The organism is Mesorhizobium sp. B2-8-3, from assembly GCF_006440815.1.
GTDB lineage: Bacteria > Pseudomonadota > Alphaproteobacteria > Rhizobiales > Rhizobiaceae > Mesorhizobium.
In genome coordinates, this window is the sequence record NZ_VFTW01000003.1 from 154,281 (window position 1) to 180,060 (window position 25,780).

Annotated in this window: 29 protein-coding genes and 1 pseudogene; 21 read left to right on the top strand and 9 right to left on the bottom strand. The window is 63.4% G+C overall.

From position 1 onward, the window contains the following. The first annotated feature begins 2 nt into the window (after nucleotides 1–2). The 4 genes from FJ418_RS06015 to FJ418_RS06030 are packed head-to-tail and all read left to right on the top strand — an operon-like array spanning nucleotide 3 to nucleotide 3,368. Nucleotides 3–461, top strand: a complete 459-nt coding sequence (locus tag FJ418_RS06015) for a GNAT family N-acetyltransferase (protein WP_140864258.1) — start codon at nucleotides 3–5, stop codon at nucleotides 459–461. Then, a complete protein-coding gene (locus FJ418_RS06020; RefSeq protein ID WP_140864259.1) occupies nucleotides 461–2,026 on the top strand; it encodes an amidase family protein in 1,566 nt (521 codons plus the stop codon). Before FJ418_RS06015 ends, FJ418_RS06020 begins: the two co-directional genes overlap by 1 nt. Before the next feature lie 46 nt (nucleotides 2,027–2,072). Further along, nucleotides 2,073–2,561 (top strand): hypothetical protein, encoded by a 489-nt coding sequence (locus FJ418_RS06025; RefSeq protein ID WP_246682951.1) that lies wholly within the window; start codon nucleotides 2,073–2,075, stop codon nucleotides 2,559–2,561. A gap of 9 nt (nucleotides 2,562–2,570) precedes the next feature. Beyond that, the gene (locus FJ418_RS06030) at nucleotides 2,571–3,368 is read left to right on the top strand and encodes a YdcF family protein (RefSeq protein WP_140708772.1); all 798 of its coding nucleotides are present in this window, start codon (nucleotides 2,571–2,573) and stop codon (nucleotides 3,366–3,368) included. Here FJ418_RS06030 and FJ418_RS06035 read toward each other — a convergent pair. Further along, a pseudogene (locus tag FJ418_RS06035) lies at nucleotides 3,341–3,520 on the bottom strand (DUF599 family protein); the annotation flags it as partial. The gene FJ418_RS06030 and the pseudogene FJ418_RS06035 overlap by 28 nt on opposite strands. A 119-nt stretch (nucleotides 3,521–3,639) precedes the next feature. Here FJ418_RS06035 and FJ418_RS06040 point away from each other — a divergent pair. The 3 genes from FJ418_RS06040 (at nucleotide 3,640) to FJ418_RS06050 (ending at nucleotide 6,387) form a co-directional block, all read left to right on the top strand. Continuing rightward, nucleotides 3,640–5,043 carry an L-serine ammonia-lyase gene (locus FJ418_RS06040; RefSeq protein ID WP_140864263.1) on the top strand — a complete coding sequence of 468 codons (1,404 nt, stop codon included), beginning with the start codon at nucleotides 3,640–3,642 and terminating at the stop codon, nucleotides 5,041–5,043. A gap of 84 nt (nucleotides 5,044–5,127) precedes the next feature. Beyond that, nucleotides 5,128–5,565: a DUF1489 family protein gene (locus FJ418_RS06045; RefSeq protein WP_140864264.1), complete on the top strand. Its 438-nt coding sequence runs from the start codon at nucleotides 5,128–5,130 to the stop codon at nucleotides 5,563–5,565. A gap of 123 nt (nucleotides 5,566–5,688) precedes the next feature. Continuing rightward, nucleotides 5,689–6,387 carry a molecular chaperone DnaJ gene (locus tag FJ418_RS06050; RefSeq protein WP_140708778.1) on the top strand — a complete coding sequence of 233 codons (699 nt, stop codon included), beginning with the start codon at nucleotides 5,689–5,691 and terminating at the stop codon, nucleotides 6,385–6,387. A gap of 42 nt (nucleotides 6,388–6,429) precedes the next feature. Here FJ418_RS06050 and FJ418_RS06055 read toward each other — a convergent pair whose 3' ends face one another. After that, nucleotides 6,430–7,860 (bottom strand): D-alanyl-D-alanine carboxypeptidase, encoded by a 1,431-nt coding sequence (locus tag FJ418_RS06055; protein ID WP_140864266.1) that lies wholly within the window; start codon nucleotides 7,858–7,860, stop codon nucleotides 6,430–6,432. A gap of 288 nt (nucleotides 7,861–8,148) precedes the next feature. Between FJ418_RS06055 and FJ418_RS06060 the strand changes: the two genes are divergently transcribed. The 4 genes from FJ418_RS06060 to FJ418_RS06075 all read left to right on the top strand — a co-directional run bounded on the left by FJ418_RS06060 (nucleotide 8,149) and on the right by FJ418_RS06075 (nucleotide 12,247). Beyond that, nucleotides 8,149–8,478 carry a phasin family protein gene (locus FJ418_RS06060; RefSeq protein ID WP_140642744.1) on the top strand — a complete coding sequence of 110 codons (330 nt, stop codon included), beginning with the start codon at nucleotides 8,149–8,151 and terminating at the stop codon, nucleotides 8,476–8,478. A gap of 278 nt (nucleotides 8,479–8,756) precedes the next feature. Next, a complete protein-coding gene (clpS, locus tag FJ418_RS06065; RefSeq protein WP_040972327.1) occupies nucleotides 8,757–9,083 on the top strand; it encodes an ATP-dependent Clp protease adapter ClpS in 327 nt (108 codons plus the stop codon). Between the two features lie 6 nt (nucleotides 9,084–9,089). Next, nucleotides 9,090–11,555 carry an ATP-dependent Clp protease ATP-binding subunit ClpA gene (gene clpA / locus FJ418_RS06070; RefSeq protein WP_140653080.1) on the top strand — a complete coding sequence of 822 codons (2,466 nt, stop codon included), beginning with the start codon at nucleotides 9,090–9,092 and terminating at the stop codon, nucleotides 11,553–11,555. 65 nt (nucleotides 11,556–11,620) lie between these two features. Then, entirely contained in the window at nucleotides 11,621–12,247 is a 627-nt protein-coding gene (locus tag FJ418_RS06075) for a chloramphenicol phosphotransferase (protein ID WP_140864268.1), read from the top strand. A 12-nt stretch (nucleotides 12,248–12,259) separates the two neighbouring features. Here FJ418_RS06075 and FJ418_RS06080 read toward each other — a convergent pair whose 3' ends face one another. Continuing rightward, nucleotides 12,260–12,688: an HIT family protein gene (locus FJ418_RS06080; protein ID WP_140864270.1), complete on the bottom strand. Its 429-nt coding sequence runs from the start codon at nucleotides 12,686–12,688 to the stop codon at nucleotides 12,260–12,262. Nucleotides 12,689–12,753: 65 nt separating this feature from the next. Continuing rightward, nucleotides 12,754–14,427, bottom strand: a complete 1,674-nt coding sequence (locus FJ418_RS06085) for a sulfatase-like hydrolase/transferase (protein WP_140864271.1) — start codon at nucleotides 14,425–14,427, stop codon at nucleotides 12,754–12,756. Nucleotides 14,428–14,619: 192 nt separating this feature from the next. Here FJ418_RS06085 and FJ418_RS06090 point away from each other — a divergent pair, with 192 nt between their 5' ends. Continuing rightward, nucleotides 14,620–14,784 carry a cytochrome oxidase subunit III gene (locus tag FJ418_RS06090; protein ID WP_140830075.1) on the top strand — a complete coding sequence of 55 codons (165 nt, stop codon included), beginning with the start codon at nucleotides 14,620–14,622 and terminating at the stop codon, nucleotides 14,782–14,784. A 10-nt stretch (nucleotides 14,785–14,794) separates the two neighbouring features. On the opposite strand, the gene FJ418_RS06095 is transcribed toward FJ418_RS06090, so the two are convergent. From FJ418_RS06095 to FJ418_RS06105, 3 genes are all read right to left on the bottom strand, one after another. Next, nucleotides 14,795–16,009: a GNAT family N-acetyltransferase gene (locus FJ418_RS06095; protein WP_140864273.1), complete on the bottom strand. Its 1,215-nt coding sequence runs from the start codon at nucleotides 16,007–16,009 to the stop codon at nucleotides 14,795–14,797. A gap of 167 nt (nucleotides 16,010–16,176) precedes the next feature. Beyond that, nucleotides 16,177–16,905 carry a glycerophosphodiester phosphodiesterase gene (locus FJ418_RS06100; protein ID WP_140864275.1) on the bottom strand — a complete coding sequence of 243 codons (729 nt, stop codon included), beginning with the start codon at nucleotides 16,903–16,905 and terminating at the stop codon, nucleotides 16,177–16,179. An 8-nt stretch (nucleotides 16,906–16,913) separates the two neighbouring features. Next, on the bottom strand, nucleotides 16,914–17,378 hold the full coding sequence (locus tag FJ418_RS06105) for a RidA family protein (protein WP_140653090.1): 465 nt from the start codon (nucleotides 17,376–17,378) through the stop codon (nucleotides 16,914–16,916). 139 nt (nucleotides 17,379–17,517) lie between these two features. Here FJ418_RS06105 and FJ418_RS06110 point away from each other — a divergent pair, with 139 nt between their 5' ends. The 4 genes from FJ418_RS06110 (at nucleotide 17,518) to tsf (ending at nucleotide 20,724) form a co-directional block, all read left to right on the top strand. After that, the gene (locus tag FJ418_RS06110) at nucleotides 17,518–18,348 is read left to right on the top strand and encodes a cell envelope integrity EipB family protein (RefSeq protein WP_140864276.1); all 831 of its coding nucleotides are present in this window, start codon (nucleotides 17,518–17,520) and stop codon (nucleotides 18,346–18,348) included. Between the two features lie 82 nt (nucleotides 18,349–18,430). After that, nucleotides 18,431–18,709, top strand: coding sequence for a DUF4031 domain-containing protein (locus FJ418_RS06115; RefSeq protein ID WP_040987257.1), 279 nt, complete (start codon nucleotides 18,431–18,433; stop codon nucleotides 18,707–18,709). 195 nt (nucleotides 18,710–18,904) lie between these two features. After that, entirely contained in the window at nucleotides 18,905–19,684 is a 780-nt protein-coding gene (rpsB, locus tag FJ418_RS06120) for a 30S ribosomal protein S2 (protein ID WP_140653092.1), read from the top strand. Nucleotides 19,685–19,803: 119 nt separating this feature from the next. Beyond that, complete coding sequence (gene tsf, locus FJ418_RS06125; protein WP_140856797.1) at nucleotides 19,804–20,724, top strand: translation elongation factor Ts; 921 nt, start codon at nucleotides 19,804–19,806, stop codon at nucleotides 20,722–20,724. 54 nt (nucleotides 20,725–20,778) lie between these two features. Here tsf and FJ418_RS06130 read toward each other — a convergent pair whose 3' ends face one another. Together FJ418_RS06130 and FJ418_RS32320 are read right to left on the bottom strand one after the other, a co-directional pair. Beyond that, complete coding sequence (locus FJ418_RS06130) at nucleotides 20,779–21,705, bottom strand: LysR family transcriptional regulator (protein ID WP_140708798.1); 927 nt, start codon at nucleotides 21,703–21,705, stop codon at nucleotides 20,779–20,781. Then, nucleotides 21,706–21,951: a hypothetical protein gene (locus tag FJ418_RS32320; RefSeq protein ID WP_246682952.1), complete on the bottom strand. Its 246-nt coding sequence runs from the start codon at nucleotides 21,949–21,951 to the stop codon at nucleotides 21,706–21,708. It lies immediately after the preceding gene. Between the two features lie 186 nt (nucleotides 21,952–22,137). Here FJ418_RS32320 and FJ418_RS32325 point away from each other — a divergent pair, with 186 nt between their 5' ends. The 5 genes from FJ418_RS32325 to FJ418_RS06155 all read left to right on the top strand — a co-directional run bounded on the left by FJ418_RS32325 (nucleotide 22,138) and on the right by FJ418_RS06155 (nucleotide 25,772). Further along, complete coding sequence (locus FJ418_RS32325) at nucleotides 22,138–22,347, top strand: nuclear transport factor 2 family protein (RefSeq protein ID WP_246682954.1); 210 nt, start codon at nucleotides 22,138–22,140, stop codon at nucleotides 22,345–22,347. 21 nt (nucleotides 22,348–22,368) lie between these two features. After that, a complete protein-coding gene (locus FJ418_RS06140) occupies nucleotides 22,369–23,478 on the top strand; it encodes an aldo/keto reductase (protein WP_140864278.1) in 1,110 nt (369 codons plus the stop codon). A 182-nt stretch (nucleotides 23,479–23,660) separates the two neighbouring features. Further along, the gene (pyrH, locus tag FJ418_RS06145; RefSeq protein WP_095765617.1) at nucleotides 23,661–24,383 is read left to right on the top strand and encodes a UMP kinase; all 723 of its coding nucleotides are present in this window, start codon (nucleotides 23,661–23,663) and stop codon (nucleotides 24,381–24,383) included. 84 nt (nucleotides 24,384–24,467) lie between these two features. Then, nucleotides 24,468–25,022, top strand: coding sequence for a ribosome recycling factor (frr, locus tag FJ418_RS06150; protein WP_140864280.1), 555 nt, complete (start codon nucleotides 24,468–24,470; stop codon nucleotides 25,020–25,022). Nucleotides 25,023–25,052: 30 nt separating this feature from the next. Then, a complete protein-coding gene (locus FJ418_RS06155; protein WP_140642691.1) occupies nucleotides 25,053–25,772 on the top strand; it encodes an isoprenyl transferase in 720 nt (239 codons plus the stop codon). Nucleotides 25,773–25,780: the final 8 nt, after the last annotated feature.

The following is a 25,780-nucleotide window of genomic DNA, read 5'->3' on the forward strand; positions in this document are numbered from 1 at the left end:
CTGTGGCTGTCGAGATCGCCATCGAGACGCCTTTGCAGGACGACGTGCGTGCGCTGATCGCCGAACTCAACGCCGCGCTGCTCGAGCTGACGCCGCCCGAGCACTGCTATCATCTCACCGTCGAGCAGATGGCGGGCATGGATACGACGGTATTCATCGCCCGCGACCACGGCCTTGCCGTCGGCTGCGGCGCGCTCAAGCGCCATGACGATGCCACCGGCGAGGTCAAGCGCATGTATACGCGGCCTTCGCACCGTGGCCGCAAGATCGGCGCCGAGATCGTCGGACGTGTCGAGGCGCTTGCCCGGAAGGAAGGACTGAAGCGCCTGGTTCTCGAAACCGGCGATCGGCACCCCGCTGCGTGGACCGTTTATGAGCGCGCCGGATTCTCGCGTTGCGGACCGGTGCTGGATTATCCCGACTCCGAATGGTCGGTGTTTTACGAAAAGAGCCTTGCCTGATGAGCGATCTCACACATCTCACCATTTCCGAGGCCCGCTCCAAGCTGCGCGGCAAGGAGATCACCGCGGCCGAGATCACCGAGGCCTATCTCGCGGCGATCGATCGCGCCAATCCCGTGCTCAACGCCTATGTGGCTGTCACCGCCGACAAGGCGCGCGACATGGCCAAGGCTTCCGATGCCAGGCTCGCCACGGGCGAGGGCGGCGCGCTGGAAGGCATTCCGCTCGGCATCAAGGACCTGTTCGCTACCCAAGGCATCCACACCCAGGCCTGCAGCCATGTGCTGGACGGCTTCAAGCCGCGCTACGAATCGACCGTGACCAGCAACCTGTGGGCCGATGGCGCGGTGATGCTCGGCAAGCTCAACATGGACGAGTTCGCCATGGGCTCGTCGAACGAGACCTCCTATTACGGCCCGGTGATCAATCCGTGGCGGCGTTCGCGCCTCGACACGGTCGTCATGCCGACGACGCATCAGGGCGACGGTGGCTTTGTTTCCGCCGGCGGCACGAAGACGGCGCGGACCTTGGACAATGCCCAGTTGGTGCCGGGCGGCTCGTCTGGCGGCTCGGCATCGTCCGTGGCCGCCTTCCTCTGCGCGGGCGCCACCGCCACCGACACCGGCGGCTCGATCCGCCAGCCAGCCGCCTTCACGGGCACGGTCGGCATCAAGCCGACTTACGGGCGCTGCTCGCGCTGGGGCGTCGTCGCCTTCGCTTCCTCGCTAGACCAGGCGGGGCCGATCGCGCGCGACGTGCGCGACGCCGCCATCCTGTTGAAGTCGATGGCTTCCGTCGATCCGAAGGATACGACCTCGGTCGACCGCCCGGTGCCGGACTATGAAGCGGCGGTCGGCAAGCCGGTCAGGGGCATGAAGGTCGGCATTCCGAAGGAGTACCGCGTCGACGGCATGCCGGACGACATCGAGGCGCTCTGGCAAAAGGGCATCGCCTGGCTGAAGGACGCCGGCGCCGAGATCGTCGATATCTCCCTGCCGCACACCAAATATGCCTTGCCGGCCTACTATATCGTGGCACCCGCCGAGGCGTCGTCGAACCTCGCCCGCTATGACGGCGTGCGCTACGGCCTGCGCGTGCCCGGCAAGGACATCATCGACATGTATGAGAAGACGCGTGCCGCCGGCTTCGGTCGCGAGGTCAAGCGTCGCATCATGATCGGCACCTATGTGCTGTCGGCCGGCTATTACGACGCCTACTATCTGCAGGCGCAGAAGGTGCGCACGCTGATCAAGCGCGACTTCGAGAACGTCTTTGCCGCCGGCGTCGACGTCATCCTGACGCCTGCGACACCGTCGGCCGCCTTCGGCGTCGCCGACGAGGACATGGCTTCCGATCCGGTCAAGATGTACCTCAACGACATCTTCACCGTGACCGTCAACATGGCGGGTCTTCCCGGCATTTCGGTGCCGGCCGGCTTCGACGGCAAGGGCCTGCCGCTCGGCCTGCAGCTGATCGGTCGCCCGTTCGACGAGGAAACGCTGTTCCAGACAGCGCATGTGATCGAAAAGGCCGCGGGCAGATTCCAGCCGGAGAAATGGTGGTAGGATGTCGGTCCCGTCTCGCATATCCATTGTCGAGACGGCAGGCGAATTGATCATCGGCAACCCGCCGCGGCGTTCGGCCATAAGGACAGGCTTTGTCCTGCTCTCTGTCGGGATTGTCGCCGTCACCGCGTATTGGGGGTTCTTCGACAGGTCGCCGGCGACGATCGCGATGGGCCTCGTTGGTCTTGTTTCATTCCTGGCTGTCGTCGGGTTGTTCGCGTATTTCCTCGGCAAGGAATTGCTGTGGCTGGCTTGCGCCGGGGAAGAGCTGCGCGTCACCAAAACCACCGTGCTCCGCGAAACCAGGGGCAGCCCGCTTCCCGATCGCGCCTCCCTGACCTTCAGTGGGCCGCTCTCGGTCGAAATCCTGAACCATCCCTATCCGACCGACGAGGCCGGCCTGAAGGAAGTTGTCCGTTTGACCGGCGCAACAGGTTCAATCTCCTTTGGCCGGGAACTGAGTCGGCCCGAAGCTGAAGCGGTGGCGGAAGCCGTTAGGCGATTTACCGCCACCCACCATTCCTATGCGCGGTAGGTGCCAAGCGTGTTCTACTATCTCTCCAAGATTCTCTGGTTCTTCATCCAGCCGATCAATCTGGCCATCTTCCTGCTGCTCGCCGGCCTGCTTGCGGCGCTGTTCGGGCGCCGGCGGCTGGCTGCAACCGGCAGCGTGCTGGCTTTTCTGATCCTGATGCTTTCGGCCTGGACATCGGTTGGCGCGATGATGTTGACCCCGCTCGAAGAACGCTTCCCCAAGCCGCCACTACCGGAAAAGGTCGATGGCATCGTCGTGCTTGGCGGCGGCTTCGAGGGCGCCATCAACCTGGCGCGCGGCGGCTATGAGTTGAACAGCAGCGGCGACCGTATGGTCGAGACCGCGATCCTGGCGAGGCACTTTCCCCAAGCGAAGATCGTGGTGTCCGGCGGCAACGGTTCGCTTTTCCTCGACGGCGAGGGCGACGCCGACACGGCACCGCGGCTGCTCGGGGCGCTCGGCGTTTCGGCCGATCGCATGATCCTCGAGGACAAATCCCGCAACACTTACGAGAATGCCGTCTTCTCGCGGAATCTCGTCGAGCCGAAACCGGGCGAGACCTGGCTGCTGGTCACCTCGGCTTTCCACATGCCGCGCGCCAAGGCGCTGTTCGACAAGGCGGGTTTTGCGACCATTCCCTGGCCGGTCGATTATCGCACCTCGGGCAGGGAAGGCGTCGGCTTCTACCGCGACAATCCGGTCGACTCGGTGCAGGCGACCACCATTGCGGTGCGCGAGTGGATCGGGCTTTTCGCCTACAGGCTGTCCGGCAGGATCGATCAGTTCTTCCCCGGGCCGGGCGGCTGACCGAGCACCGCCTGCCGCGCCGCGGAGAAGAATTGACGGCGCACCAGCACGGCAAACAGCACCAGCGTCGACACTACGAACACCACCAGATCGACGAACCAGCCGAGATAGCCGATCGGGAAGAAGACGGCGCGCAGGCCCGAGTTGAAGTGATGTCGCTGACGGAGCAAACAAGGTCGGCAGCCGCCGCGCCGCAGCATGCAAAACAGCGGAAACATCCCGGGAATTCCTATATGTAGGTTTCAAGCGACCCTCAGGAGACAACGCCCCCGTGTTCCTTTCGGTTTTCGACCTGTTCAAGATCGGCATCGGCCCGTCGAGCTCGCACACGATGGGCCCGATGACGGCCGCACGGCGATTCCTCGACGAGATCCTGGCCGGCGACTGGCCGCGTCCGGCAGGCGTCAAGGTCGACCGCATCGGCGCGAGCCTGCATGGCTCGCTCGCCTATACCGGCATCGGCCACGGCTCGGATCGGGCCGTTGTTCTCGGCCTGGCAGGCCAGACGCCGCAGACGGTCGATCCTGACGAGGCCGACGGCATCGTCGCCCGCATCGGCGCGGAGAAGCGCATTTCGCCGCCCGGGCATCCGGCATACCGCTTCGATCCCGCCAAGGACCTCGTGCTCGACCGCAAGACGCCGCTGACCGGTCATGCCAACGGCATGGCCTTCTATGCCTATGACGCATCCGACCGGCTGCTGCTCAAGCGCATCTATTATTCGATCGGCGGCGGTTTCGTCGTTTCGGAGGAAGAGCTGCAGCGCATGAAGGCAAAGGGCTCGGTGACGACCGAGGGCAAGAACGTGCCGTACCCCTTCAAGAACGCCGTCGAAATGCTGGCGATGGCGGCCAAGAGCGGGCTTTCGATCGCCGAGATGAAGCGCGCCAACGAGGAAAAGCATATGTCGCGCGAGGAGCTCGATGAAGGCCTCGACGCGATCTGGGGCGCAATGAAGGGCTGTATCGATCGCGGCTTGTCGCAGGACGGCATCATGCCGGGCGGGCTGAAGGTGCGCCGCCGAGCGCGGCAGCTGCACGACAAGCTGCAGGAACAGTGGCAGCAGAACCGGCCCAATCCCTTGCTCGCCAATGACTGGCTGTCGATCTATGCGATGGCGGTCAACGAGGAGAACGCCGCCGGCGGGCGCGTGGTGACCGCGCCGACCAATGGCGCCGCCGGCACGTTGCCGGCAGTGCTGCGCTACTGGCTGCATTTCCATCCCGAAGCCGACCAGCCGAGCATCCGCGACTTCCTGCTGACGGCGGCCGCCGTCGGCGGCATCATCAAGTCCAACGCCTCGATCTCGGGCGCCGAGGTCGGCTGCCAGGGCGAGGTGGGTTCGGCTTCGGCGATGGCCGCCGCCGGCCTGTGCGCCGTCATGGGCGGCACGCCGGAGCAGGTGGAGAACGCCGCCGAGATCGCGCTCGAGCATCATCTCGGCATGACGTGCGATCCCGTCGGCGGCCTGGTGCAGGTGCCCTGCATCGAACGCAACGCGCTGGGCGCGGTGAAGGCGGTGACGGCCGCTTCCTTGGCCATCAAGGGCGACGGCACGCATTTTGTGCCGCTCGATGCCGCGATCGAAACCATGCGCCAGACCGGCCTCGACATGAACGAGAAGTACAAGGAAACCAGCCTCGGCGGCTTGGCGGTCAATGTCGTCGAGTGCTGAGGTCCTACCAAGACTCCAGGCTGGTCCTGTGGAGAAGTCGCTCAAGGCGTTGACGCGTCAACCCTTGCGGCTAAATCTTGGGACATGTCACTTAATCTCCTAAAACTGTGCGTCGGCTGCGACAGCGTCGAGGATCTCGAAGAGTGGATTGCGTTCCGCCTTGACGAGCGGCGCCGTGCCGGCGAGCCGGCCGAGCACTGGCACACCACCCGCATGGTGCCGACGCGCGGCGACGAGATCACCGATGGCGGCTCGCTCTATTGGGTGATCAAGGGCAATGTGCAGTGCCGGCAACTGATCACCGAGATCCGGCCTTTCACCGACGGCGAGGGCATCGGCCGCTGCCATCTTATGCTCGATCCGAATGTGGTGCGCACCGACTGGCAGCCGCGCCGCGCCTTCCAGGGCTGGCGCTATCTGAAGCCCGCCGATGCGCCGGCCGATCTTGGCAAGGGCAGGGCGGCGTTCGCCGGAATGCCGCCCAAGCTGAGGCTCGAACTCGCCGAACTCGGTCTGCTCTAGCGCGATTTTGCGTACCGCCTCCGGCGCTGGCCCTTCGGCTCGTCCGATGTGGGACTTGCAAGCGCCGGACCTTGGTCCCATCCTGTTTCTTATGCTCGGTCATCCGTATGGCGGTGCTAATCGATGGGCGTGATCCTTGCTTTGGCAGCGGTGCTCGTGGTGCTTTTCGGCACCGCGATGCTCTTTGTGCGCGCGGATGCGGCAAGGATGGCCGACGGTCTGAGATCGCTTGGGCCGGCCTTCCTGGGGCTGGTTGGCGCGCCCATGCTGATCTTCGGCCGCAGCCTTATCGGCGGACTGCTTTTGCTCGCGGCGCTGGCCTGGGTCGGATGGATACGCACAAGGCGGCCTCCGGCGCGGGCGGCCGCCTCCAAGCATTCGACAGTGCGCACCGCCGCGCTCGAAATGGACCTCGACCATGACAGCGGCAGGCTCGAGGGGCTTGTCCTGGCCGGGCGTTATGAAGGCAAGATGCTGGGGGCTATGGGACTGACGGACCTGCGCCAACTTCATGGCGAGCTCAGTCCCGATCCGGAGAGCCGCCAGCTCCTAGAGACGTATCTTGACGGCCGTTTTCCCGTCTGGCGCAAGGACGCGCAGCCTCACGGTGGCGAAGGGCTGGGTGTTGCGCCAGGTGCGGGCGCCATGACTAAGGAGGAGGCCTACAAGGTCCTTGGTCTTGAAGCGGGGGCTGCCGCGGCGGATATCCGCAAGGCGCACCGCCGCCTGATGCAGCGCCTGAACGCCGATGTCGGCGGCACGTCCGTCCTGGCGGCGCGGATCAATGAAGCCAAGGACGTCTTGCTCTCCAATCACGATTAGTCTCCTTCGACGCCGGTACCTTCCGGGAGATTCAACAGCCGCCTATTGCTCGACGGCGTAGCACGAGATTTTCTTGCGCTTCAGGGCATCGCAGGCCTTCCAGGCGGCGCCCTTCGAGCCGAAGCCGCCGAAGCGGGCGCGGTAGTAGGTTGTGCCGTCCTTGTCGAATGCGACGGTGAAGCCCGATGCGTCGGCCAGAATCCTCGGCGCCTGCTTGGAGGTCTGATCGAGCAGCGCCTGGGCTCCCGTTTTCGTCGGCGATGAGGCAACCTGAACCACCCACCCGGACGGCACCGACGACGTCTTGACCGGATCAATCGTGGGCGCGGCCGGCGCGGGTTCGGCATAGGCGGTGACGACCTGGGGCGAGGTCTCCTGGGATTTAGGGGCAGGCGCCATGGCGGCGACGGCAACCGTCTTCACCTTCTTGACCTTGATGACGGGCTTTGTCTCCTCGGCGACCTGCTGGGCGTCGTCGTCCTGGACGTCTTCGTCGGCTGAGGCAACGACAGTGTCATCCGTTGCCGGCTTGGCGTCCGGAGTGGGCGCATCATGCTTGGGCAAAAAGACCTTGGCCAAGGTCTTGATCGGATTGTCGCCGCCCTTGGCGATGAGGTCGCCACCGCCGCGCGTCGAAGCGCGCGGCAGATAGGTGTTGATCAGCGCGGCCATCTGGTTGTCGCGGCTGCGGCCGGAAGCGCCGCCCATCACCACCGCGACGAGGCGGCGATCGCCGTCGGCCACGGAGGAGACGAGGTTGTAACCCGAGGCGCGGGTGTAGCCGGTCTTGATGCCGTCGACGCCCTTGATGCGGCCAAGCAGGCGGTTGTGGCCGTTGATGCGCTGGCGGCCATACAGGAACGAGCGCTGCGAGAAATAGCCGTAATATTGCGGGTAGTGCTCACGCAGCGCGATGCCAAGCATGGCCATGTCGTGCGCCGTGGTGAACTGGCCGGGATCGGGCAAGCCGTTGGCATTGCGGAAAACGGTGCCATTCATGCCGAGCTGGCGCGCCTTGGCCGTCATCATGCGGGCGAAATTGTCTTCGCTGCCGCCGAGCATTTCGCCGAGCGCGGTTGCCGAGTCATTCGCCGATTTCGTTACGATCGACAGAATAGCGGTCTCGACCGGAACCGAGCCGCCGGGCCGAACGCCGAGCTTGGTCGGTGCCTCCGCGGAGGCATGCGCGGAAAACGGAACCGGCGTGTTCTTGCTGATCCTGCCTTTCGCCAACGCCTCGAAGGTCAAATAGAGCGTCATCATCTTGGTGAGCGAAGCCGGATAGCGCCGGCCATTGGCATCGGCCGAATAAAGCACCTTGCCGGTCTTGGCGTCGACGACGATGGCCGCGGACCTTGCCGCAAGAGCCGAAGCGACATCGGCGGCGACAATCGTCACCGCGAGCGCGGCAACCATGATTGCCTTGAAGGAGAGAGAAGATTTGGAGACGAAGCCCGACAACGCCTGACGCACCGTTACTTACCCTGAATTTTCGTTGCCCCGGAGGCGGCAAAGGGAGGCCTGCCTCGCTTCCGGCCAAGCTATCGCGCCCAGCGTTACCAATCCGTTTATGGTAACCGCAGCGTTCACCATTTTTCGGCAAATCGAGCTTCTCTTTAATCGAATTTTACCGGCCGAAGGCGCTGGGCCCCTGCTTACCCAAGGGATTCTTGACTTTTGTGCATCGCACAATATATTGAGGTGCATTGCACAAGGGCGCCCGGGGCCAAAAAGGGCGTTTCAACCAAAGGGAAGCATGAAATGACCCAGACCTATGAGGACTTCACGAAATACGGCAAGGAATTTGCCGACACCGGGCTGAAGAGCTTTGCCTCGCTCAGCAAGGGCGCGCAGGCGATCGCCACCGAAGCCGGCGAATACACCAAGAAGAGCTTCGAAGCCGGCAGCGCCGCCTTCGAGAAGCTGTTCGCGGCCAAGTCGATTGAGAAGGCCGTCGAGATCCAGACCGATTACGCCAAGCAGAGCTATGAGAGCTTCGTGGCCGAGGCCAGCAAGATCGGCAATCTCTATGCCGAACTCGCCAAGGAAGCTTACAAGCCCTTCGAATCGGTGGTCGCCAAGGCGAAGTAATTTCGCCCGATCACACCCGACAAGGCCAGCCGGCCAGTCGGAAAGGCCCGGTCGCGGAAACGCGGCCGGGTTTTTTCATGCGCGATCGCAACTCGATGCACATTAACCGCATTCACGATTGAGAAATTCGCAGAGGTTTGCCCACCTAGCCATATTGTCAGCTAAACAGAAGGGCTTAAAATCGTTCATCGAGAACCTACATGTTGAACTCGCATGAGGATTCGAAAAGGCTGGACTACGTGACGATCGGTTTGACTGCCACGGCAGGCGTGGTGCGAATGCAAAGTGACGGAGACCGCAACGATCCCGGTCGCGGCACTGCTGTCATCACGCGCACCAAAACCAAGACCAAGAAGCCCAGTCTCTACCGGGTCCTCATTCTGAACGACGACTACACGCCGATGGAGTTCGTCGTTCACGTCCTGGAGCGGTTTTTCCAAAAGGACCGCGAGGCCGCCACACGCATCATGCTTCATGTTCACAATCATGGAGTGGGCGAGTGCGGTGTCTACACATTCGAGGTGGCCGAGACCAAAGTGTCCCAGGTCATGGATTTCGCCCGACAGAATCAGCATCCGCTGCAATGCGTGATGGAGAAGAAGTGAGGTAACATGCCGGCTTTCTCCCAAGGCCTGGAAAAGGCGCTACATCAGGCGCTGACATTCGCCAACGAGCGGCATCATGAATATGCGACGCTCGAACATTTGCTGCTCGCCCTGATCGACGACACCGAGGCGGCCGCCGTCATGCGTGCCTGCAACGTCGATCTCGACGAGCTCAAGCATACGGTTCTCACCTATATCGACACCGAGCTCGACAACCTCGTCACCGGTTACGACGAGGATTCGAAGCCGACGGCAGGTTTCCAGCGCGTCATCCAGCGCGCCGTGATCCATGTGCAGTCGTCCGGCCGCGAGGAAGTGTCCGGCGCCAACGTGCTCGTCGCCATCTTCGCCGAGCGCGAGAGCCACGCCGCCTATTTCCTGCAGGAACAGCAGATGACCCGCTACGACGCGGTCAACTACATCTCGCATGGCATCGCCAAGCGCCCGGGCGCTTCGGAGTCGCGCACGCCGCGCGGCGCCGAGGACGAGCAGGGCGGCCAGAATGGCGCCGAGCCGCAGGAAGAGGGCGGCAAGAAGAAGCAGCAGGACGCGCTGACGGCCTACTGCGTCAATCTCAACAACAAGGCGCGGGCCGGCAAGATCGACCCGCTGATCGGCCGTGACAGCGAGATCAACCGCACCATCCAGGTGCTGTGCCGCCGTTCCAAGAACAACCCGCTCTATGTCGGCGACCCCGGCGTCGGCAAGACGGCGATCGCCGAAGGTCTCGCCAAGCGCATCGTCGAAGGCGACGTGCCTGAAGTGCTCCAGGACGCCACCATTTTCGCGCTCGACATGGGCACGCTCTTGGCCGGCACCCGCTATCGCGGCGACTTCGAGGAGCGGCTGAAGCAGGTCGTCAAGGAGCTCGAGGATTATCCGGGCGCTGTGCTGTTCATCGACGAGATCCACACGGTGATCGGGGCGGGCGCCACTTCGGGCGGCGCCATGGATGCATCGAACCTTCTGAAGCCGGCGCTGTCGTCCGGCGCCATCCGCTGCATCGGCTCGACCACCTACAAGGAGTTCCGCCAGTTCTTCGAGAAGGACCGCGCGCTGGTGCGGCGCTTCCAGAAGATCGACGTCAACGAGCCGACCATCGAGGACGCCATCGAGATCATGAAGGGCCTGAAGCCCTATTTCGAGGAGTTCCACAAGGTCCGCTACACGAGCGAAGCCATCAAGGCCTCGGTAGAGCTGTCGGCGCGCTACATCAACGACCGCAAGCTGCCGGACAAGGCGATCGACGTGATCGACGAGACCGGCGCCTCGCAGATGCTGGTGCCGGAAGCCAAGCGCAAGAAGACGATCGGCATCAGGGAGATCGAGGCGACGATCGCCACCATGGCGCGCATCCCGCCGAAGACCGTCTCGGCCGATGACGAGAAGGTGCTGCAGGGCCTCGATATCGAGCTGAAGCGCGTCGTCTACGGCCAGGACACCGCGATCACCGCGCTGACCTCGGCGATCAAGCTGGCGCGCGCCGGCCTGCGCGAACCGGAGAAGCCAATCGGCTCCTATCTGTTCTCAGGGCCAACCGGCGTCGGCAAGACGGAAGTGGCCAAGCAGCTTGCCGCCTCGCTTGGCGTCGAGCTGATCCGCTTCGACATGTCGGAATATATGGAACGCCACACCGTCTCGCGGCTGATCGGCGCGCCTCCCGGCTATGTCGGCTTCGACCAGGGCGGCTTGTTGACCGACGGCGTCGACCAGCATCCGCACTGCGTGCTTTTGCTTGACGAGGTCGAGAAGGCGCATCCGGACCTGTTCAACATCCTGCTGCAGGTGATGGACCACGGCAAGCTGACCGACCACAACGGCAAGCAGATCGACTTCCGCAATGTGATCCTGATCATGACCACCAATGCGGGCGCGTCGGATGCGCAGCGCGCGGCGATCGGCTTCGGCTCGACCAAGCGCGAAGGCGACGACGTCGAGGCGATCAACCGGCTGTTCACGCCGGAGTTCCGCAACCGTCTGGACGCTATCATCCCGTTCGGCTCGTTGCCGGTGCCGGTCATCCATCAGGTGGTGCAGAAGTTCGTCATGCAGCTCGAGGCGCAGCTGTCCGAGCGTGGCGTTACCTTCGACCTGTCGCCGGACGCGATCGCCTGGCTGGCCGACAAGGGTTACGACGAGCGTATGGGCGCGCGTCCGCTCGGCCGCGTCATCCAGGAGCATATCAAGAAGCCCCTGGCCGACGAGGTGCTGTTCGGCAAGCTCAAGAAGGGCGGCACGGTGCGCGTCACCGTCGAGAAGAAGGAAACCGGCGAGTCCGGCCTGAAGCTCGAATCGCTCGCCGACGAGTCGCCCGTGCAGCCGAAGAAGGAAGAGCCGGAAGACGCGCCGAAGCCGAAAAAGGCGGTCGCCAAGAAGCCTGCGCCCAAGAAGGCGGTGGCGCAGAAGCCGGAGCCGAAGGGCAAGGACGGCAACAAGCGCAGCCTTGTGCCGCAACTGCCGCGCAAGGGCTGACAAGCCCTCGCTTGAAATACAGAAGGCCCCGGAAACGGGGCCTTTTTCGTTGAAAGGAGCACCGCTTGGAAGCCGGACAGATCATCATCCTCAACGGCGCGCCGCGCTCGGGAAAATCGAGCATCGCCGCGGCGATCCAGGAGACATTCGAGGGTGTGTGGATCAATCTCGGCGTCGACGCCTGCGCCCAAGCCACGCCGCCGGGGCTGCGCCCGGGTATCGGCCTGCGTCCCGGTGGCGAACGCCCCGACATCGAGGCTTTCGTGCCGCTGCTTTACGCTGCGCTTTACGATTCGATCGCCGCTCACAGCCGGCTGGGACTCAATGTCGTCGTCGATATCGGTCATCACGACGCCTATTCCAGATCGCTGAACATCCTTCCCCATTGTGCGCGACGCCTGGCCGGCCTGCCGGTGCTGCTCGTCGGCGTCCGCTGCCCGATCGACGAGGTGTTGCGAAGGCGCGCAGCAGGTGGGGAAGGTACTCCATATGTCATTGGAAGGGACGACGATCCTATGCCGTTGCCCGTCCGCCGCTGGCAGGAAGAGGTGCACAAGCCCGGCCTCTACGACCTGGAAGTCGATACGTCGCTGCTCAGCCCACGGGCATGCGCAGGGTCGATCCGCGAGAGGCTCATCGCGGGACCGGCGCCAATGGCTTTCCACACATTGGCGAATTTGCCGACCGCCTGAGCGCCGGTCCGTTCAGCTTCTCAGCGCTGCCCGGATCTTGCCGGCGTTCTCGGCCAACACCTCCGGCTTCTCCATCTGGCCCGAATGCGGCTTCAACGGTATGCCCTCGAAGCGCGGGACGACATGGACATGGAGATGATAGACGGTCTGCCCGGAAGCCGGCTCGTTGAACTGCATCAGGGTGACGCCGTCGGCGTTGAAGGCCTTTTTCACCGCGACCGCAACTTTCTGCGCCACGCCGAACAATGGGCCGAGCGTTGCCGGATCGGCGTCGAGCATGTTGCGCGACGGCGCCTTGGGCACCACCAGCGTGTGGCCCATGCCTTGCGGCATCACATCCATGAAGGCGACGACCGCGTCGTCCTCGTAGACGCGGTGCGAGGGAATCTCGCCGCGCAGGATTTTCGCGAAGATGTTGCCGGGATCATAGGCTTCGGCCATGGGGTGACACTCCCAATTGCATTCGCCGTCCGGTGTAGCGAAGCTGCCGATGGGCGGCAAGGCGCTCAGGCGAGATCGACCATGCCCGCTTCGACAAGAGCCCGGTGGAAGCGTTTCTTGCGCACGGACTCGCTTGCGAAATAGCGAGCGGCGCAGTCCGCCAGAAGGGCCGTCCTGGTCGCGAATACCGGATCGAGCGGCAGACGCGCGGCGGACATGGTCAATGTCGACAGGAATGCAGCGTCGAGCATGGCGGGAGCGGCCAGGTCGGCGGGCAAAGCGCTGTTGATCGCCTCGATCGCGTAGAAGGTTTTGTGCAAAGCTCTGTCGGAAGGCGGTAGGCCGGTGAGGGCGGCCGTGAATGACGGCTGGTGATCGCCATAGCGTACCACGATGGCGGGCCGGCCATTCAGCGCGGTTTCGAGCTGCCTGCGAAACGCGGCATAGGCCTCGACGCTTTCTGCCAGCCGCACGGCATATTCGCCGTAATTCTCATTGCCGGTCAGCGCGACGGCTTCACGGCGGATATCGGCCTGAAGCTCGGGCGGGAAGATGCGGCGACGGTGATCGCCGTGGTTCATCAGCGTCATTATCGAGAGGAAACAGGGCCTCTCGCTTCCCAAGCGGTCCGCAATCCGGTTCAGAGCATGGCTGTAAAGCTGTTCGTCATGGCGCTCGCGACGCCAGCGCTCCAGATCGAAGGGCGGCGGCAAGGTCGCGGCATAGGCGACCTCCTCGAACCCGATCGATTTATAGAAGCGATCGCAATTGACGAAGTTGGGACGATCGCAGCTCACATGCGACACATGGTACCCCATGCCTGAAAGCACCGAGGGCAATGAGTGGCGCACCCGCCCAGCCAGCAGATGAAAGACGAAGCGGCTGTCGTTGCCGAAGGAAAGCGAGGACAGGCCGGTCAGCACCGAGAATTCGGTCTGCAGCGTGCTGCCGCCGAAAACATCGACATGCAAAGCCCCAGATAGACCGTTTGCGGGCGAGAAGAATTGCTCGAAAGCACGGTTGATCGGCACGCCATGGTGCCGCGGATCAAATGTCGATTCCTGCAGGACCATGAAGATGTGCGGCCGAGCCTCGCCGTTCTCCCGCTTAGCCGGCACAGGCGGCAGAAACGGCAGCGAATCGTGAGCGATGTCAACGAAGCCCGGCCGTTGCGAAGGTCCCGCGCCGAGCCACGACGCCACGAAGGCGGAGAGATGCGCACGATCCCTGGTGAGCAGGTCGAAGCGGAAACGAGGCGCTCCGCCGCTCAACCGATAGACTGCCACGTAGATCAGCACGGCTACGGCGAAAATCGCGAGGCGCAGCGAGAGCGACGTCGCCTGTTCCACCAGAGTTATGTCGACAAGCATGGCGACCGCAACGATCACCGCTCCGGCGAAGAGGGCCGGGATCGCCATTCGGGCATTGTCGACAAAGACGCTGCGCCAACTGCTCGCGGCCAGATGATAGAGATCTCCGGCCAGAAGATTGAAGCCGAGATAGCGGTATTTCAGCTTCGAGGCGATGCCGATGATGGCCGTCAGCATGAGCGTCATCCAGAGCGCGACGATCGCGCCTGGAAAAAACAGGTGCAGGAAAGCAAAGAGAAGGAAGAAGGTGGAAAAGCCGAGAGGCCAGGTTCCCGGCTTGCCTTCGAGCCGGACGGTCAACAGCAGCGCGGCCGCAAGCCCCGCCACACCGAGCCATTGCCCGACGCCCCAAGATGCCCAAAACAGCATGCCAACCCCAAGGTGCTCGCGCACCAATGCCCCTGGCGATGACTTAGCGGATTCCACCAATCCGGTAAACAGCAGGCGTTGAGCCGGCTTCGTTGCTTGGCCAATATTATAGGCAGCTCTCGACGGCAGGCTCTGCTATTGCTTGAGAGCCGACATTTGTCGTCTGCTGCGGCAATCTAGGACGGAGCAATCATGAAGTGGGTCGTCGCCGGTTGGCTGCTGTTCATCGTATCGGCAATGTTTTTCATCGCTGCGGCATGGCGCGCCGGCGATTTGCTGGCGCTTGCCGGCGCGGTGCTGTTCCTGGTCGCCTGCTTTTCGTTCCTGGTTCCGATCGCCGCGCGAAAGCCGCACTGACCGCGAGACCTTATTCTCCAAGGTCCTTGCGGAAGGGCGTGTGCTCTTCGAGATATTCCCCCATGCGCTCGACCTCGCGCCGCTCCCGCCTAAGATAGTCAGCGACGGCATTGCGCAGACCGGGATGCGAAATGTAGTGCGCCGAATGCATGGTCACGGGCCGGTAGCCGCGCGCCAGCTTGTGTTCGCCCTGCGCGCCGGCCTCCACCACCTTGAGCTTGCGCTCGATGGCGAAGTCGATTGCCTGATGATAGCAGACCTCGAAGTGCAGGAAGGGGTGGTCCTCGATGCAGCCCCAGTTGCGCCCATAAAGCGCGTCGGAACCGATGAAGTTGATGGCGCCGGCAACGTAGCGGCCGTTGCGCTTGGCCATCACCAGAAGAATGTCATCGGCCATGCGCTCGCCGATCAGCGAGAAAAACTGCCGGTTGAGATAGGGCCGGCCCCATTTCCTGCCGCCGGTATCCGTGTAGAAGGCGAAGAAATCGTCCCAGGCGCTTTCGGTGATGTCCTTGCCGGTCAACCAGTCGATCGAGATGCCGTCGGCAAGCGCCTCGCGACGCTCCTTCTTCATCGCCTTGCGCTTGCGCGAAGCAAGCGTGGCGAGGAAGTCATCATAGTTCGAAAAGCCTTCGTTGAAGAAATGGAACTGCTGGTCGGTGCGATGCAGGAAGCCTGCCGCTTCCAGCGTCGCGACATCAGGCTCGTTGGCGAAGGTGACATGCGCGGAAGAGACGCCGAGCTTGTCGGTCACGAGTTTCAGGCCTCCCGCCAGTCCGGCTCTCACGGCACTTACATTCTCGCCTTTGCCGACCAGAAGGCGAGGGCCGGTGACCGGCGTGAACGGCACCGAGCATTGCAGTTTGGGATAGTAGCGGCCTCCGGCGCGCTCGAAGGCGTCCGACCAGCCATGGTCGAAGACATATTCGCCCTGGCTGTGCGATTTGAGATAACAGGGGACGGCGCCGAGAAGCCTGCCTTGCGCCGATTCCAACCGCAGGTGATGGCCCTGCCAGCCGGTGCGCCGGACGGCGCATCCAGAATCTTCCAATGCGCTTAGAAAAGCGAATGAAACCAGCGGGTTGTAGCCGTTTTCTTTGTCGCCGCGCGTGGTTCCGGCAAAGCCGTCCCACTCCACGCAGGTGAAGGCGCCGATACCCGCCGCGACGCGGATCGCGTAATCCTCGTTCGCTGCCCGTCCATCGTCGTCGTCGCCCTGATCCATGGGGCTTATTTAAGCGTCCTCAGGGCTGCTACAAGTCACGTTTCGGGCATTCCCGAGAGCATGATGCCGAAAAGTGTCAAGCGGTTTTCGGACGACATCATGCTCTCTCTTTAGATTGATTAGAGGCGGATCAGATTTCAGGTCGTTTGACCTGAAATCATCCGGCTCTAGGCGACCTTGACCAGATCGGGTTCGAAACCCTCGAAGGTCATTTGATCGGCATATTTGAAGGTCAGGTCGACCGCCGGCTGGTCGTGCACGGTCCAGGTGATGACCGGCATTTTCAGCTTTTCGCGCACGAAGCTGACGAAGGGGTTGGGCAGGTCGCCAGCGGCGTAAGAGGTGAAGGCGAGGCCGTGCGCGAGCATGGCGAAATGCGCCTCGATCAACTGGTTGTCCCTGCCATAGGCGGTCAGCCCGCCGGGGATACCCGGCGCGTCCTTGGCGAAGTCGCGGATCAGCCAGTGATCGAACGACATGATCGCCACCTTGCCCTTGTAGCGCTTGAGCAGCTGACCGACGCTCGCCACCAGCCCGGCATCATGGCCAGGAACGCCTTTCAGCTCGACCACCAGCGACACGCGGCCGTCGATCAGGTCGAGCGCTTCCTTGAGCGTCGGCACGTGGTCCTTGGTGCCGCCGATCTTGAGCGTCGCCAGTTCGGCCGCGGTGCGCTGCCAGACGAAGCCGTCCTGGCCGGTCAGGCGTTTCAGATCGCCGTCATGGATGATGACCGGGATGCCGTCCGATGAGATATGCACGTCGCATTCGATGGCATAGCCGCGCTCGGCCGCCGTGGCGAAGGCCGACAGCGTGTTTTCCCAGCGCGTCTTGTTCATGTCGTGGAAGCCGCGATGCGCGACAGGCTGCGCGATCAGCCAGGAAAGATCGGTCATCTTGAACCTCACTCGACTTCGAAGATCGCTTCGATCTCGACCGCGGCGTTGAGCGGCAGCGAAGCGGTGCCGACGGCGGAACGGGCGTGCTTGCCGCGCTCGCCGAGTACCGCGACCAGGAAGTCGGAGGCGCCGTTGGCGACAAGATGCTGTTCGACGAAATCCGGCGCGGAGGCGACGAAGACGGTGATCTTGACCAGGCGGCTAATTTTTTCGAGGTCGCCGAGTGCTGCCTTGGCCTGCGCCAGGATGTTGATGGCGCAGAATTTCGCGCCTTCCTTGCCGGCCGCCGTGTCGATGTCGCGGCCGAGCAACCCGCTTGCCTGCAACTTGCCGTCCTTCAGCGGCAGCTGGCCGGCAGTGAACAGCGTGTTGCCGGTGCGGCAATAGGGCACGTAGTTGGCGGCGGGCGCGGCGGCGGCTGGAAGGGTGACGCCAAGATCGCTTAGCCGCTTTTCGATTGTTTCGCTCATTGGTTTTCCCTATTGCTGGAAGACGCCGCGTTGGCGGGGCCGAAATTGCTATTTTTGCCTCGCTTCCGCCACGACTTTTTTTAAGCTGGACCATCTTTCCCTGCGGCCTGCCCCCCGGCCGCGACGATCGGAGTAACGCATGCGCGCAACGCGCCTTTTACTCGCCGCCGCCTGTTTTTCGGCGGCGCTTCCGATGGCGCCGGCCTTTGCGGTGCCCGCGCTGCAGGCGCATCGCGCCGTCTACGATCTCACGCTCAGCAAGGCCTCCGACCGATCAGGCATTACCGGCATCACCGGCCGCATGGTCTACGAGTTCAACGGCTCGGCCTGCGAAGGTTATACGGTCAAGTTCCGCTTCGTCACGCAGATCGTCACCAACGACAACACCAGGCTGACCGACCAGCAGACGACGACTTTCGAGGACGCCGAAGGCAAGACCTTTTCCTTCGTGACGAAATCCTTTGTCGACCAGAACCTCGACAAGGAAGTCAAGGGCACGGCGACCAGGGAAGCGAAGGGCCTGAAGGTCGATATCGACAAGCCGGAGAAGAGCAGCCTCGATCTCGCGGCGACGCAGTTTCCGACCCAGCATCTGGTCGAGCTGATCGGCAAGGCCGAGAAGGGCGAGAATTTCTACCAGACCAATCTGTTCGACGGCTCAGAGGATGCCAACAAGGTGATGACCACCACCGTCATCGTCGGCAAGAAGACGGACGCTGAAAAGACGGATCCGGAAGCGCCGGCGCTGGCCAAGCTCGCCTCCGACAAGTACTGGCCGGTCGACATTGCCTATTTTGACGATACCGACAAAAGCGGCGAGGAGGTGCCGGAGTACCGGATCAGCTTCAAGCTGCACGAGAACGGCATCACTCGCGACCTCGTCATGGACTATGGCGACTTCTCGATGACTGGCAAGCTGGTGAACCTGTCGTTGTTCGACCAGACCAAGCCTTGCCCGGCGTCGAAATAGCAGCGCTTCGACGGTAGCCGTCCAGCTTGCAGGCCTGGCTTGTGAACGCCATGTGTGAGGCTCACCAAATGCGGCGAGCCTGATGGCGGTCTATGTCGATGCGGCGATCTGGAAATGGGCCGGCCACCGCTGGTGCCATCTCCTTGCCGACGACACGGACGAGCTGCACCGCTTCGCCACCGAACTCGGCCTCAAGCTTTCCTCCTATCAAGGGCCGCCTAAGACGTCGGCGCCGCACTACGACATCACCGGCTTCGAGCGCGATCGCGCGGTTCGGCTTGGCGCCATCGAATGCAGCCGCGAGGAAATCGTCGCGATCTTTCGCCGCGTCAGGGTGCCGAACGGCAAGGTAAAACGCTGAGATTTGGGCGGATCGCCGCAGGTAAGGGCGTTTTCCCGGCTTGCGTTTATGAGACTTCCCCTCTATATGCGCGCTCATTCCACACACGGACTTTGGTGTCTGCCCGGGAGAAATCCGGCTGAAACCTCCGGTGGCATCAGGACATACGTCCGAAATGCCTGTGTCCGTGGAGGCCAACCGGAAAGGAACTAAAGAATGGCTCTGCCAGATTTCAGCATGCGCCAGCTTTTGGAAGCTGGTGTTCACTTCGGCCACCAGACCCACCGCTGGAACCCGAAGATGGCGCCTTACATCTATGGCGCCCGCAACAACATTCACATCATCGACCTGTCGCAGACGGTGCCGCTGCTGCACCAGGCTCTGAAGCAGGTGTCCGACACTGTCGCCAAGGGCGGCCGCGTGCTGTTCGTCGGCACCAAGCGCCAGGCGTCCGACATCGTTGCCGACGCCGCGCAGCGTTCGGCCCAGTACTATGTCAACTCGCGTTGGCTGGGCGGCATGCTCACCAACTGGAAGACGATCTCGAATTCGATCCAGCGCCTGCGCAAGCTCGACGAGACGCTCGCCGGCGAGGCCCAGGGCCTCACCAAGAAGGAGCGCCTGAACCTCGATCGCGAGCGCGAGAAGCTCAACAAGGCTCTCGGCGGCATCAAGGACATGGGCTCGACGCCGGACCTGATGTTCGTCATCGACACCAACAAGGAAGCGATCGCGATCCTCGAGGCCAAGCGCCTGGGCATCCCGGTCGTGGCCATCATCGATTCGAACTGCGACCCGGACAAGATCGACTTCCCGATCCCCGGCAATGATGACGCGGCCCGCGCCATCCAGTTCTATTGCGACCTGATCGCCAAGGCCGCCATCGACGGCATCGCCCGCCAGCAGGGCGCGCTCGGCGTCGACATCGGCGCTTCGGCCGAGGCTCCGGTCGAGCCCGCGCTCGACACTCCGGCTGCCGAAGCTCCGGAAGCTTGATAAGGAAGGCCGGGTCCCGGCCTTCATCTTTCCAATAAATTGGCGCGCTAAAGCGCTTTTGCCGAGCGCATCATCGAGTCCCGATGGTGCGTCGGCGCATTTGAAACAAAGAGGCGACAATGACGATTTCGGCTGCACAGGTCAAAGAACTCCGCGACTTGACCGGCGCGGGCATGATGGACTGCAAGGCGGCGTTGAACGAAACCAACGGCGACATGGAAGCGGCCGTCGACTGGCTGCGCAAGAAGGGTATCTCGAAGGCCGACAAGAAGGCCGGGCGCACCGCCGCCGAGGGCCTGATCGGCGTCGATGCCGGCGTGCGTGAGGCCGCGGTTGTCGAAGTCAATTCCGAGACCGATTTCGTCGCCCGCAACGAGCAGTTCCAGGAACTGGTCCGCAATGTCGCGAAGGTCGCGCTCGCCTATGGTGCGACCGAGGCGGTTGCCGCGGCCAAGTATCCGGGCTCCGACAAGACTGTCACCGAGACCGTCAAGGACGCGGTCGGCACCATCGGCGAGAACATCAATTTCCGCCGCTCGGCGAAGCTCACCGTGCCGCATGGCGCGGTGGCGACCTATGTGCACAACGCGGTTGCCGATGGGCTGGGCAAGCTCGGCGTGCTGGTCGCGATCGAGACCACCGGCAACGAGCATGCGGCCAACGCCTTTGCCCGCCAGGTGGCGATGCATGTCGCCGCCAGCAACCCGGTCGCGCTGAGCGCCGAGGAAGTCGACCCGGCGCTGGTCGAGCGCGAGAAGGCGATCTTCTCCGATCAGGCGCGCCAGTCGGGCAAGCCGGAAGCGATCATCGAGAAGATGGTCGAGGGCCGCTTGCGCAAGTTCTATGAAGAGGTCGTGCTTTTGAAGCAGGCCTTCGTGCTCAATCCCGACATCACCGTCGAGAAGGCGTTGAAGGATGCCGAGAAGGAGATCGGCGCTCCGGCGAAGATCACCGCCTATCTGCGTTACGCGTTGGGCGAAGGCATCGAGAAGGAAACGACCGACTTCGCGGCGGAAGTCGCGGCGGCGGTCAAGAAATAGCTCCGATCCGAGGGGAACGCTCGGCGTTTCCCTTAAGGTGAAGAGCTCACGAGCTCAGGCAACTCGGCCGGGTGTCCGCATGGATGCTCGGCCGATTTCTTGTGCGGTGTCGATAAAGGCCCTGAGCTTCGGCGCCATCGATGCGCGACGCGGAAAGTAAAGGAAAAGACCGGGCTCCTCGATCGCCGTCCGCGGCAGGATCTGGACGAGACGGCCGGCCGCCAAGTCGGCGCGCACCAGCGGCTCGAAGACGTAGGCGAGCCCGAGGCCGGCCAGCGCCAGATCGATGGCGCCAAGCGAATCCGTGACGATGGCCGTGCCGCGCGTTTCGACGACGACATCCTTGCCGCTGTCGTTCAAATCCCAGCGGTAAAGCGCGCCCGATCGGACCAGCCGGTAGCCGACGCAGTTGTGATTGGCGAGATCGGCCACGTCGCGTGGACGGCCGTGCTTGCCGACATAGGCGGGAGAGGCGACGATCACGGCCTTGAACGGCGGCGTCATCCTGACGGTGACCATGTCCTGCGCGATCATCTCGCCCAACCGGATGCCGGCGTCGAAACCTTCGCCGACGATATCGATAAGTCCCTGGTCGGCAACGATCTCGACCGTCACGTCGGGATAGCGTTCGGCCATGGCCGCGACCACCGGCGTCACCGCCAGGGGGATCGCTATGTTGGAGGCGTTGATCCTGAGCAGGCCGGCCGGCCTTCCCTTCACGCCGCGGATCCGGTCCATCCGCTCGGCGATGTCCTGCAGGGCGGGGGCCGCCGTCTCCACCAGCGCCTTGCCTGCCTCGGTCAGCGAAACGCTGCGTGTCGTGCGCGCAAACAGCGGTTGGCCGATGCGCTCTTCCACCAGCCGCACCGCGTGGCTCACCGCCGAAGCGCTCATGCCGAGCTCGGCCGCGGCAAGCGCAAAGCCGCCGCGTCGCGCGACAGCGACGATGACCGGAAGATGGCTAAGCAGGTCGCGATCCATTCATGAACGATATCGCATGGTCCATGCGAACAATGCAATCTTATCGTTGCTGGCGCGCCGGTCCACATTGTCGCCAGATGTCGGCGGCGGGCTGATGCACAAGGGAGAAAAAAAGATGAATGCGTTGAGGCACATCACTTTCGCGGCAGGCATGGCGCTGGCCCCGATCGACGCCGGCGGGGCAGAACCGTCCGACTGGCGGGCGCTCGCCGATGAGCGCGCCGTCATCCGCATTGCCGATGCCATCGACCGTGCCGTCGACGCGCAGGACTGGACGCTTGCCCGCAGCTACTTTGCGGATCGGGTGACCGCAGACTTCAGCACTCTGTCTGGACAGCCTGCGGCCAACATCGCCTCGGACGACCTGATCGGCGTCTGGCGGGCAACCTCAAAGGCAGCAAGACCAGCCTGCATCTGCGCACCAACCATCAGGTGTCCTTCGACGCCGGTGCGGCGACGGTCCGCTCCAACGGCTATGCCTGGAACCGGATGGAAGGCAATGGCGACCCGCTCTGGGAAGTCTGGGGCACCTACGAGCACCACCTGACGCGTTCCGGCACCGGCTGGAAGGTTGACGGCTTCACGTTCCGGATGACGCATGAGCGCGGCAATCCCTGGGTCAAGGCGACTCCCGGCCAATAAGCGACACGATCGGAGAACATCATGAGCATGACCTATTACACGCTTGGCAACAGCGGGTTGCGCGTCAGCCGGCTGGCTCTCGGCACCATGACCTTCGGCACCGAATGGGGCTGGGGTGCTGACAGGGACACTGCCCGCGCGATGTTCGACGCCTATGTCGAAGCGGGCGGCAACTTCTTCGACACGGCTGACCTCTACACCGGCGGCACCGCCGAGACCTGGCTCGGCGAGTTCGTCGCCGAGCGCGGCCTGCGCGACAGGGCAGTGATTGCCACCAAATTCACCTTCAACTCGGAACCGGGCAATCCGAATGCCGGCGGCAATGGCCGCAAGAACATCATGCGGGCCGTCGAAGCCTCGCTGAAACGGCTCGGCACCGACTATATCGACCTTTACCTTCTGCATGTCTGGGACAGGATCACCCCGGCCGAGGAGGTGCTGCGCACGCTTGACGACCTCGTTCGCGCCGGTAAGGTGCGCCATATCGGCCTCTCCGACGTGCCGGCCTGGTATGCCGGCCGCGCCCAGGCGATCGCCGAACTGCGCGGCTACGAACCGGTCTCGGCACTGCAGCTCGAATATTCGCTGGCAGAACGCACGATCGAACATGAATATGGGCCCTTTGCCACCCGTCGCGGCGCCGGCATCATGGTGTGGAGCCCTCTGGCCAGCGGCCTGCTGAGCGGAAAATACAAACCGACACAGGACGGCAATGCCGGCCGGCTCGACGGTTTCCGCAACACCACGCATCCCGGCTTCCAGAAATTCAGCGACCGCAACTGGGCGATCGTGGCGGAGCTCGAGAAAGTGGCCGCCGAGCTCGGCCGCAGCATGGCTCAAGTCGCGCTCAACTGGGCGGCGACGCAGCCGGGCATCGCTTCCGTCATCCTCGGAGCGACGAAGCTTGCGCAGCTCGAGGATAATCTCGGCGCGCTCGACTTTTCGATTCCTGCAGAACTTCGCGCGCGGCTGGAAAAGGTCAGCGCTACGCCCTCGCCGTTCCCGCATTCCTATTTCGGCTCGGAAATCCAGGTCCGAGTGACCGGGGGGGCCGTGACTGGCGACAAGCCGGCCGGTTATTCGCCCGCGGTCATGATCGAAGGCGAGGCGGTCAGCATCTCAAGCAACTGAAGAGGCGGCAACTGATCAAAAGGCAGCAACTGACCGAAAAAGCCTGGGATTTTGCACGAGGGCGCGGCGTGACATCGCCGCGCCCTTCGTGTATCGGGTCAACCCGTCATGACAGCATCGCCGGATGAAGCGGGGGCGGTTTTGCCTCCAAAATTGCCGCGCCGAGATATTCGAGGATCCAGATGACGGTGAAGCCCCTCTATCGACGTGTCGTGCTGAAAGCTTCCGGCGAAGCGTTGATGGGCGAGCAGCATTTCGGCATCGACGTCTCCGTGGTCGACCGCATCGCCGCCGACATCGCCGAGGCGCGCGCGCTGGGCGTCGAAGTGGGCGTCGTCATCGGCGGCGGCAACATCTTCCGCGGCGTCGCCGTGGCCTCGAAGGGCGGCGACCGCGTCACCGGCGATCACATGGGCATGCTCGCCACCGTCATCAATTCGCTGGCGCTGCGCACCTCGCTCAACAAGATCGGCGTCGACGCCGTCGTGCTTTCGGCGATTGCCATGCCGGAACTTTGCGAGAGCTTTTCGCAGCGCCAGGCAACCGCCTATATGAACCAGGGCAAGGTCGTCATCTTCGCCGGCGGCACCGGCAATCCGTTCTTCACCACCGATTCGGCGGCGGCTCTTCGCGCCGCCGAGATCGGCGCCGATGCGCTGTTCAAGGGCACGCAGGTCGACGGGGTCTATTCGGCCGATCCCAAGAAGGACCCGAACGCGGTCCGTTTCGACCGCATCAGCCACGCGGAGGTCATCAAACGCGGGCTTGCGATCATGGATACCGCCGCGATTGCACTTGCGCGTGAAAACAACATTCCGATAATCGTCTATTCGATCCACGAAAAAGGTGGTTTCGGCGATATTCTGAGGGGCGGCGGCCATTGCACGGTCGTCGCGGACAAATAACCGAGGCCGGGATCCGTCAGACGGAACCGCGGACGAGACGACGGCACAAGCAGTGAACCCGGCGAACGGGTCGAGGAGATGATCATGAGTGGCGAGTTCGAAGACCTGAAGCGACGCATGGACGGGGCGATCGTCGCCTTCAAGCACGATCTGGCTTCGCTGCGCACCGGCCGAGCCTCCAGCAACCTGCTCGATGCCGTCCAGGTCCAGGCCTACGGCACGACGATGCCGATCAACCAGGTGGCCAATGTGACGGTGCCGGAGCCGCGCATGATTTCGGTCTCGGTCTGGGACAAATCGATGGTCAGCGCCGTCGACCGCGCCATCCGCGAAGCCAATCTCGGCTTCAACCCGATCGTCGACGGCACCAATCTCAGGATTCCGCTGCCGGAGCTCAACGAGCAGCGCCGCAAGGAACTGGTCAAGATTTCGCACGGCTACGCCGAGAACGCCCGCGTCGCGGCGCGCCATGTGCGGCGCGATGGCATGGATTTCCTCAAGAAGGCGGAAAAGGACGGCACCATCAGCGAGGACGATCAGCGCAAGCGCTCCGACCAGGTGCAGAAGCTGACCGACGAGACGATCAGCACCATCGATCACCTGCTTTCCGATAAGGAAGCTGAAATCATGCAGGTTTAGGGTCGGGTTTTCCGGCCCGAAAGCGAGACCATGGCAACGCCCGCGCATGTCGCCATCATCATGGACGGAAACGGACGCTGGGCCAAGGCGCGCGGCCTGCCGCGCCTTGCCGGGCACCGTGCCGGTGTCGAGGCCCTGCGCAAGACGGTCCGCGCCGCGCCCGGGCTCGGCATATCCTACCTGACCGTCTACGCCTTTTCCTCGGAGAACTGGTCGCGGCCGAAATCCGAGGTCAGCGACCTCATGGGGCTTTTGAAGCTGTTCATCCGCCGCGATCTCGCGGAACTGCATCAGAACGGCGTGCGGGTGAGGGTGATCGGCGACAAAGAGGGGCTGCAGCCCGATATCAGGGGGCTGTTGCAGGAGGCCGAATCGCTGACCGCCGGCAACGAATCGCTGACGCTGGTGATCGCCTTCAACTATGGCGGCCGCGACGAGATCGTGCGCACGGCGCGCAGGCTGGCGGATGCCGTCGCGCGTGGCGACATGGCGAGCGACGCGATCACGGCGGAAAGTTTTGCCGCGTCGCTCGACACAAAGGGCATTCCCGATCCCGAGTTGGTGATCCGAACCAGCGGCGAGCTCAGGCTGTCGAACTTCCTTCTCTGGCAGGCTGCCTATAGCGAGCTCATCTTCCTGCCTTGCTATTGGCCGGACTTCAGCCGCGAGCACCTGGCCGACGCCTTGCGCGACTTTGCCGGCCGAGAACGACGCTTCGGCGGGCTTGCCGCCCGCGACGTCGCGCTTTAGGCGCCGCC

Bases quoted from the DNA above. Each gene is read 5' to 3' on its own strand.
- FJ418_RS06090 (WP_140830075.1), top strand. From the start codon at position 14,620: ATGAAGTGGGTCGTCGCCGGTTGGCTGCTGTTCATCGTATCGGCAATG.
- FJ418_RS06110 (WP_140864276.1), top strand. From the start codon at position 17,518: ATGCGCGCAACGCGCCTTTTACTCGCCGCCGCCTGTTTTTCGGCGGCG.
- tsf (WP_140856797.1), top strand. From the start codon at position 19,804: ATGACGATTTCGGCTGCACAGGTCAAAGAACTCCGCGACTTGACCGGC.
- FJ418_RS06045 (WP_140864264.1), top strand. From the start codon at position 5,128: ATGTCACTTAATCTCCTAAAACTGTGCGTCGGCTGCGACAGCGTCGAG.
- FJ418_RS06085 (WP_140864271.1), bottom strand. From the start codon at position 14,427: ATGCTGTTTTGGGCATCTTGGGGCGTCGGGCAATGGCTCGGTGTGGCG.
- FJ418_RS06020 (WP_140864259.1), top strand. From the start codon at position 461: ATGAGCGATCTCACACATCTCACCATTTCCGAGGCCCGCTCCAAGCTG.
- clpS (WP_040972327.1), top strand. From the start codon at position 8,757: ATGCAAAGTGACGGAGACCGCAACGATCCCGGTCGCGGCACTGCTGTC.
- FJ418_RS06155 (WP_140642691.1), top strand. From the start codon at position 25,053: ATGGCAACGCCCGCGCATGTCGCCATCATCATGGACGGAAACGGACGC.
- FJ418_RS06140 (WP_140864278.1), top strand. From the start codon at position 22,369: ATGAGCATGACCTATTACACGCTTGGCAACAGCGGGTTGCGCGTCAGC.
- FJ418_RS06100 (WP_140864275.1), bottom strand. From the start codon at position 16,905: ATGACCGATCTTTCCTGGCTGATCGCGCAGCCTGTCGCGCATCGCGGC.
- FJ418_RS06080 (WP_140864270.1), bottom strand. From the start codon at position 12,688: ATGGCCGAAGCCTATGATCCCGGCAACATCTTCGCGAAAATCCTGCGC.
- FJ418_RS06095 (WP_140864273.1), bottom strand. From the start codon at position 16,009: ATGGATCAGGGCGACGACGACGATGGACGGGCAGCGAACGAGGATTAC.
- pyrH (WP_095765617.1), top strand. From the start codon at position 23,661: ATGACGGTGAAGCCCCTCTATCGACGTGTCGTGCTGAAAGCTTCCGGC.
- FJ418_RS06050 (WP_140708778.1), top strand. From the start codon at position 5,689: ATGGGCGTGATCCTTGCTTTGGCAGCGGTGCTCGTGGTGCTTTTCGGC.
- FJ418_RS06060 (WP_140642744.1), top strand. From the start codon at position 8,149: ATGACCCAGACCTATGAGGACTTCACGAAATACGGCAAGGAATTTGCC.
- FJ418_RS06105 (WP_140653090.1), bottom strand. From the start codon at position 17,378: ATGAGCGAAACAATCGAAAAGCGGCTAAGCGATCTTGGCGTCACCCTT.
- frr (WP_140864280.1), top strand. From the start codon at position 24,468: ATGAGTGGCGAGTTCGAAGACCTGAAGCGACGCATGGACGGGGCGATC.
- rpsB (WP_140653092.1), top strand. From the start codon at position 18,905: ATGGCTCTGCCAGATTTCAGCATGCGCCAGCTTTTGGAAGCTGGTGTT.
- FJ418_RS06115 (WP_040987257.1), top strand. From the start codon at position 18,431: ATGGCGGTCTATGTCGATGCGGCGATCTGGAAATGGGCCGGCCACCGC.
- FJ418_RS06130 (WP_140708798.1), bottom strand. From the start codon at position 21,705: ATGGATCGCGACCTGCTTAGCCATCTTCCGGTCATCGTCGCTGTCGCG.
- FJ418_RS32320 (WP_246682952.1), bottom strand. From the start codon at position 21,951: ATGGCATCGGCAATGCGGATGACGGCGCGCTCATCGGCGAGCGCCCGC.
- clpA (WP_140653080.1), top strand. From the start codon at position 9,090: ATGCCGGCTTTCTCCCAAGGCCTGGAAAAGGCGCTACATCAGGCGCTG.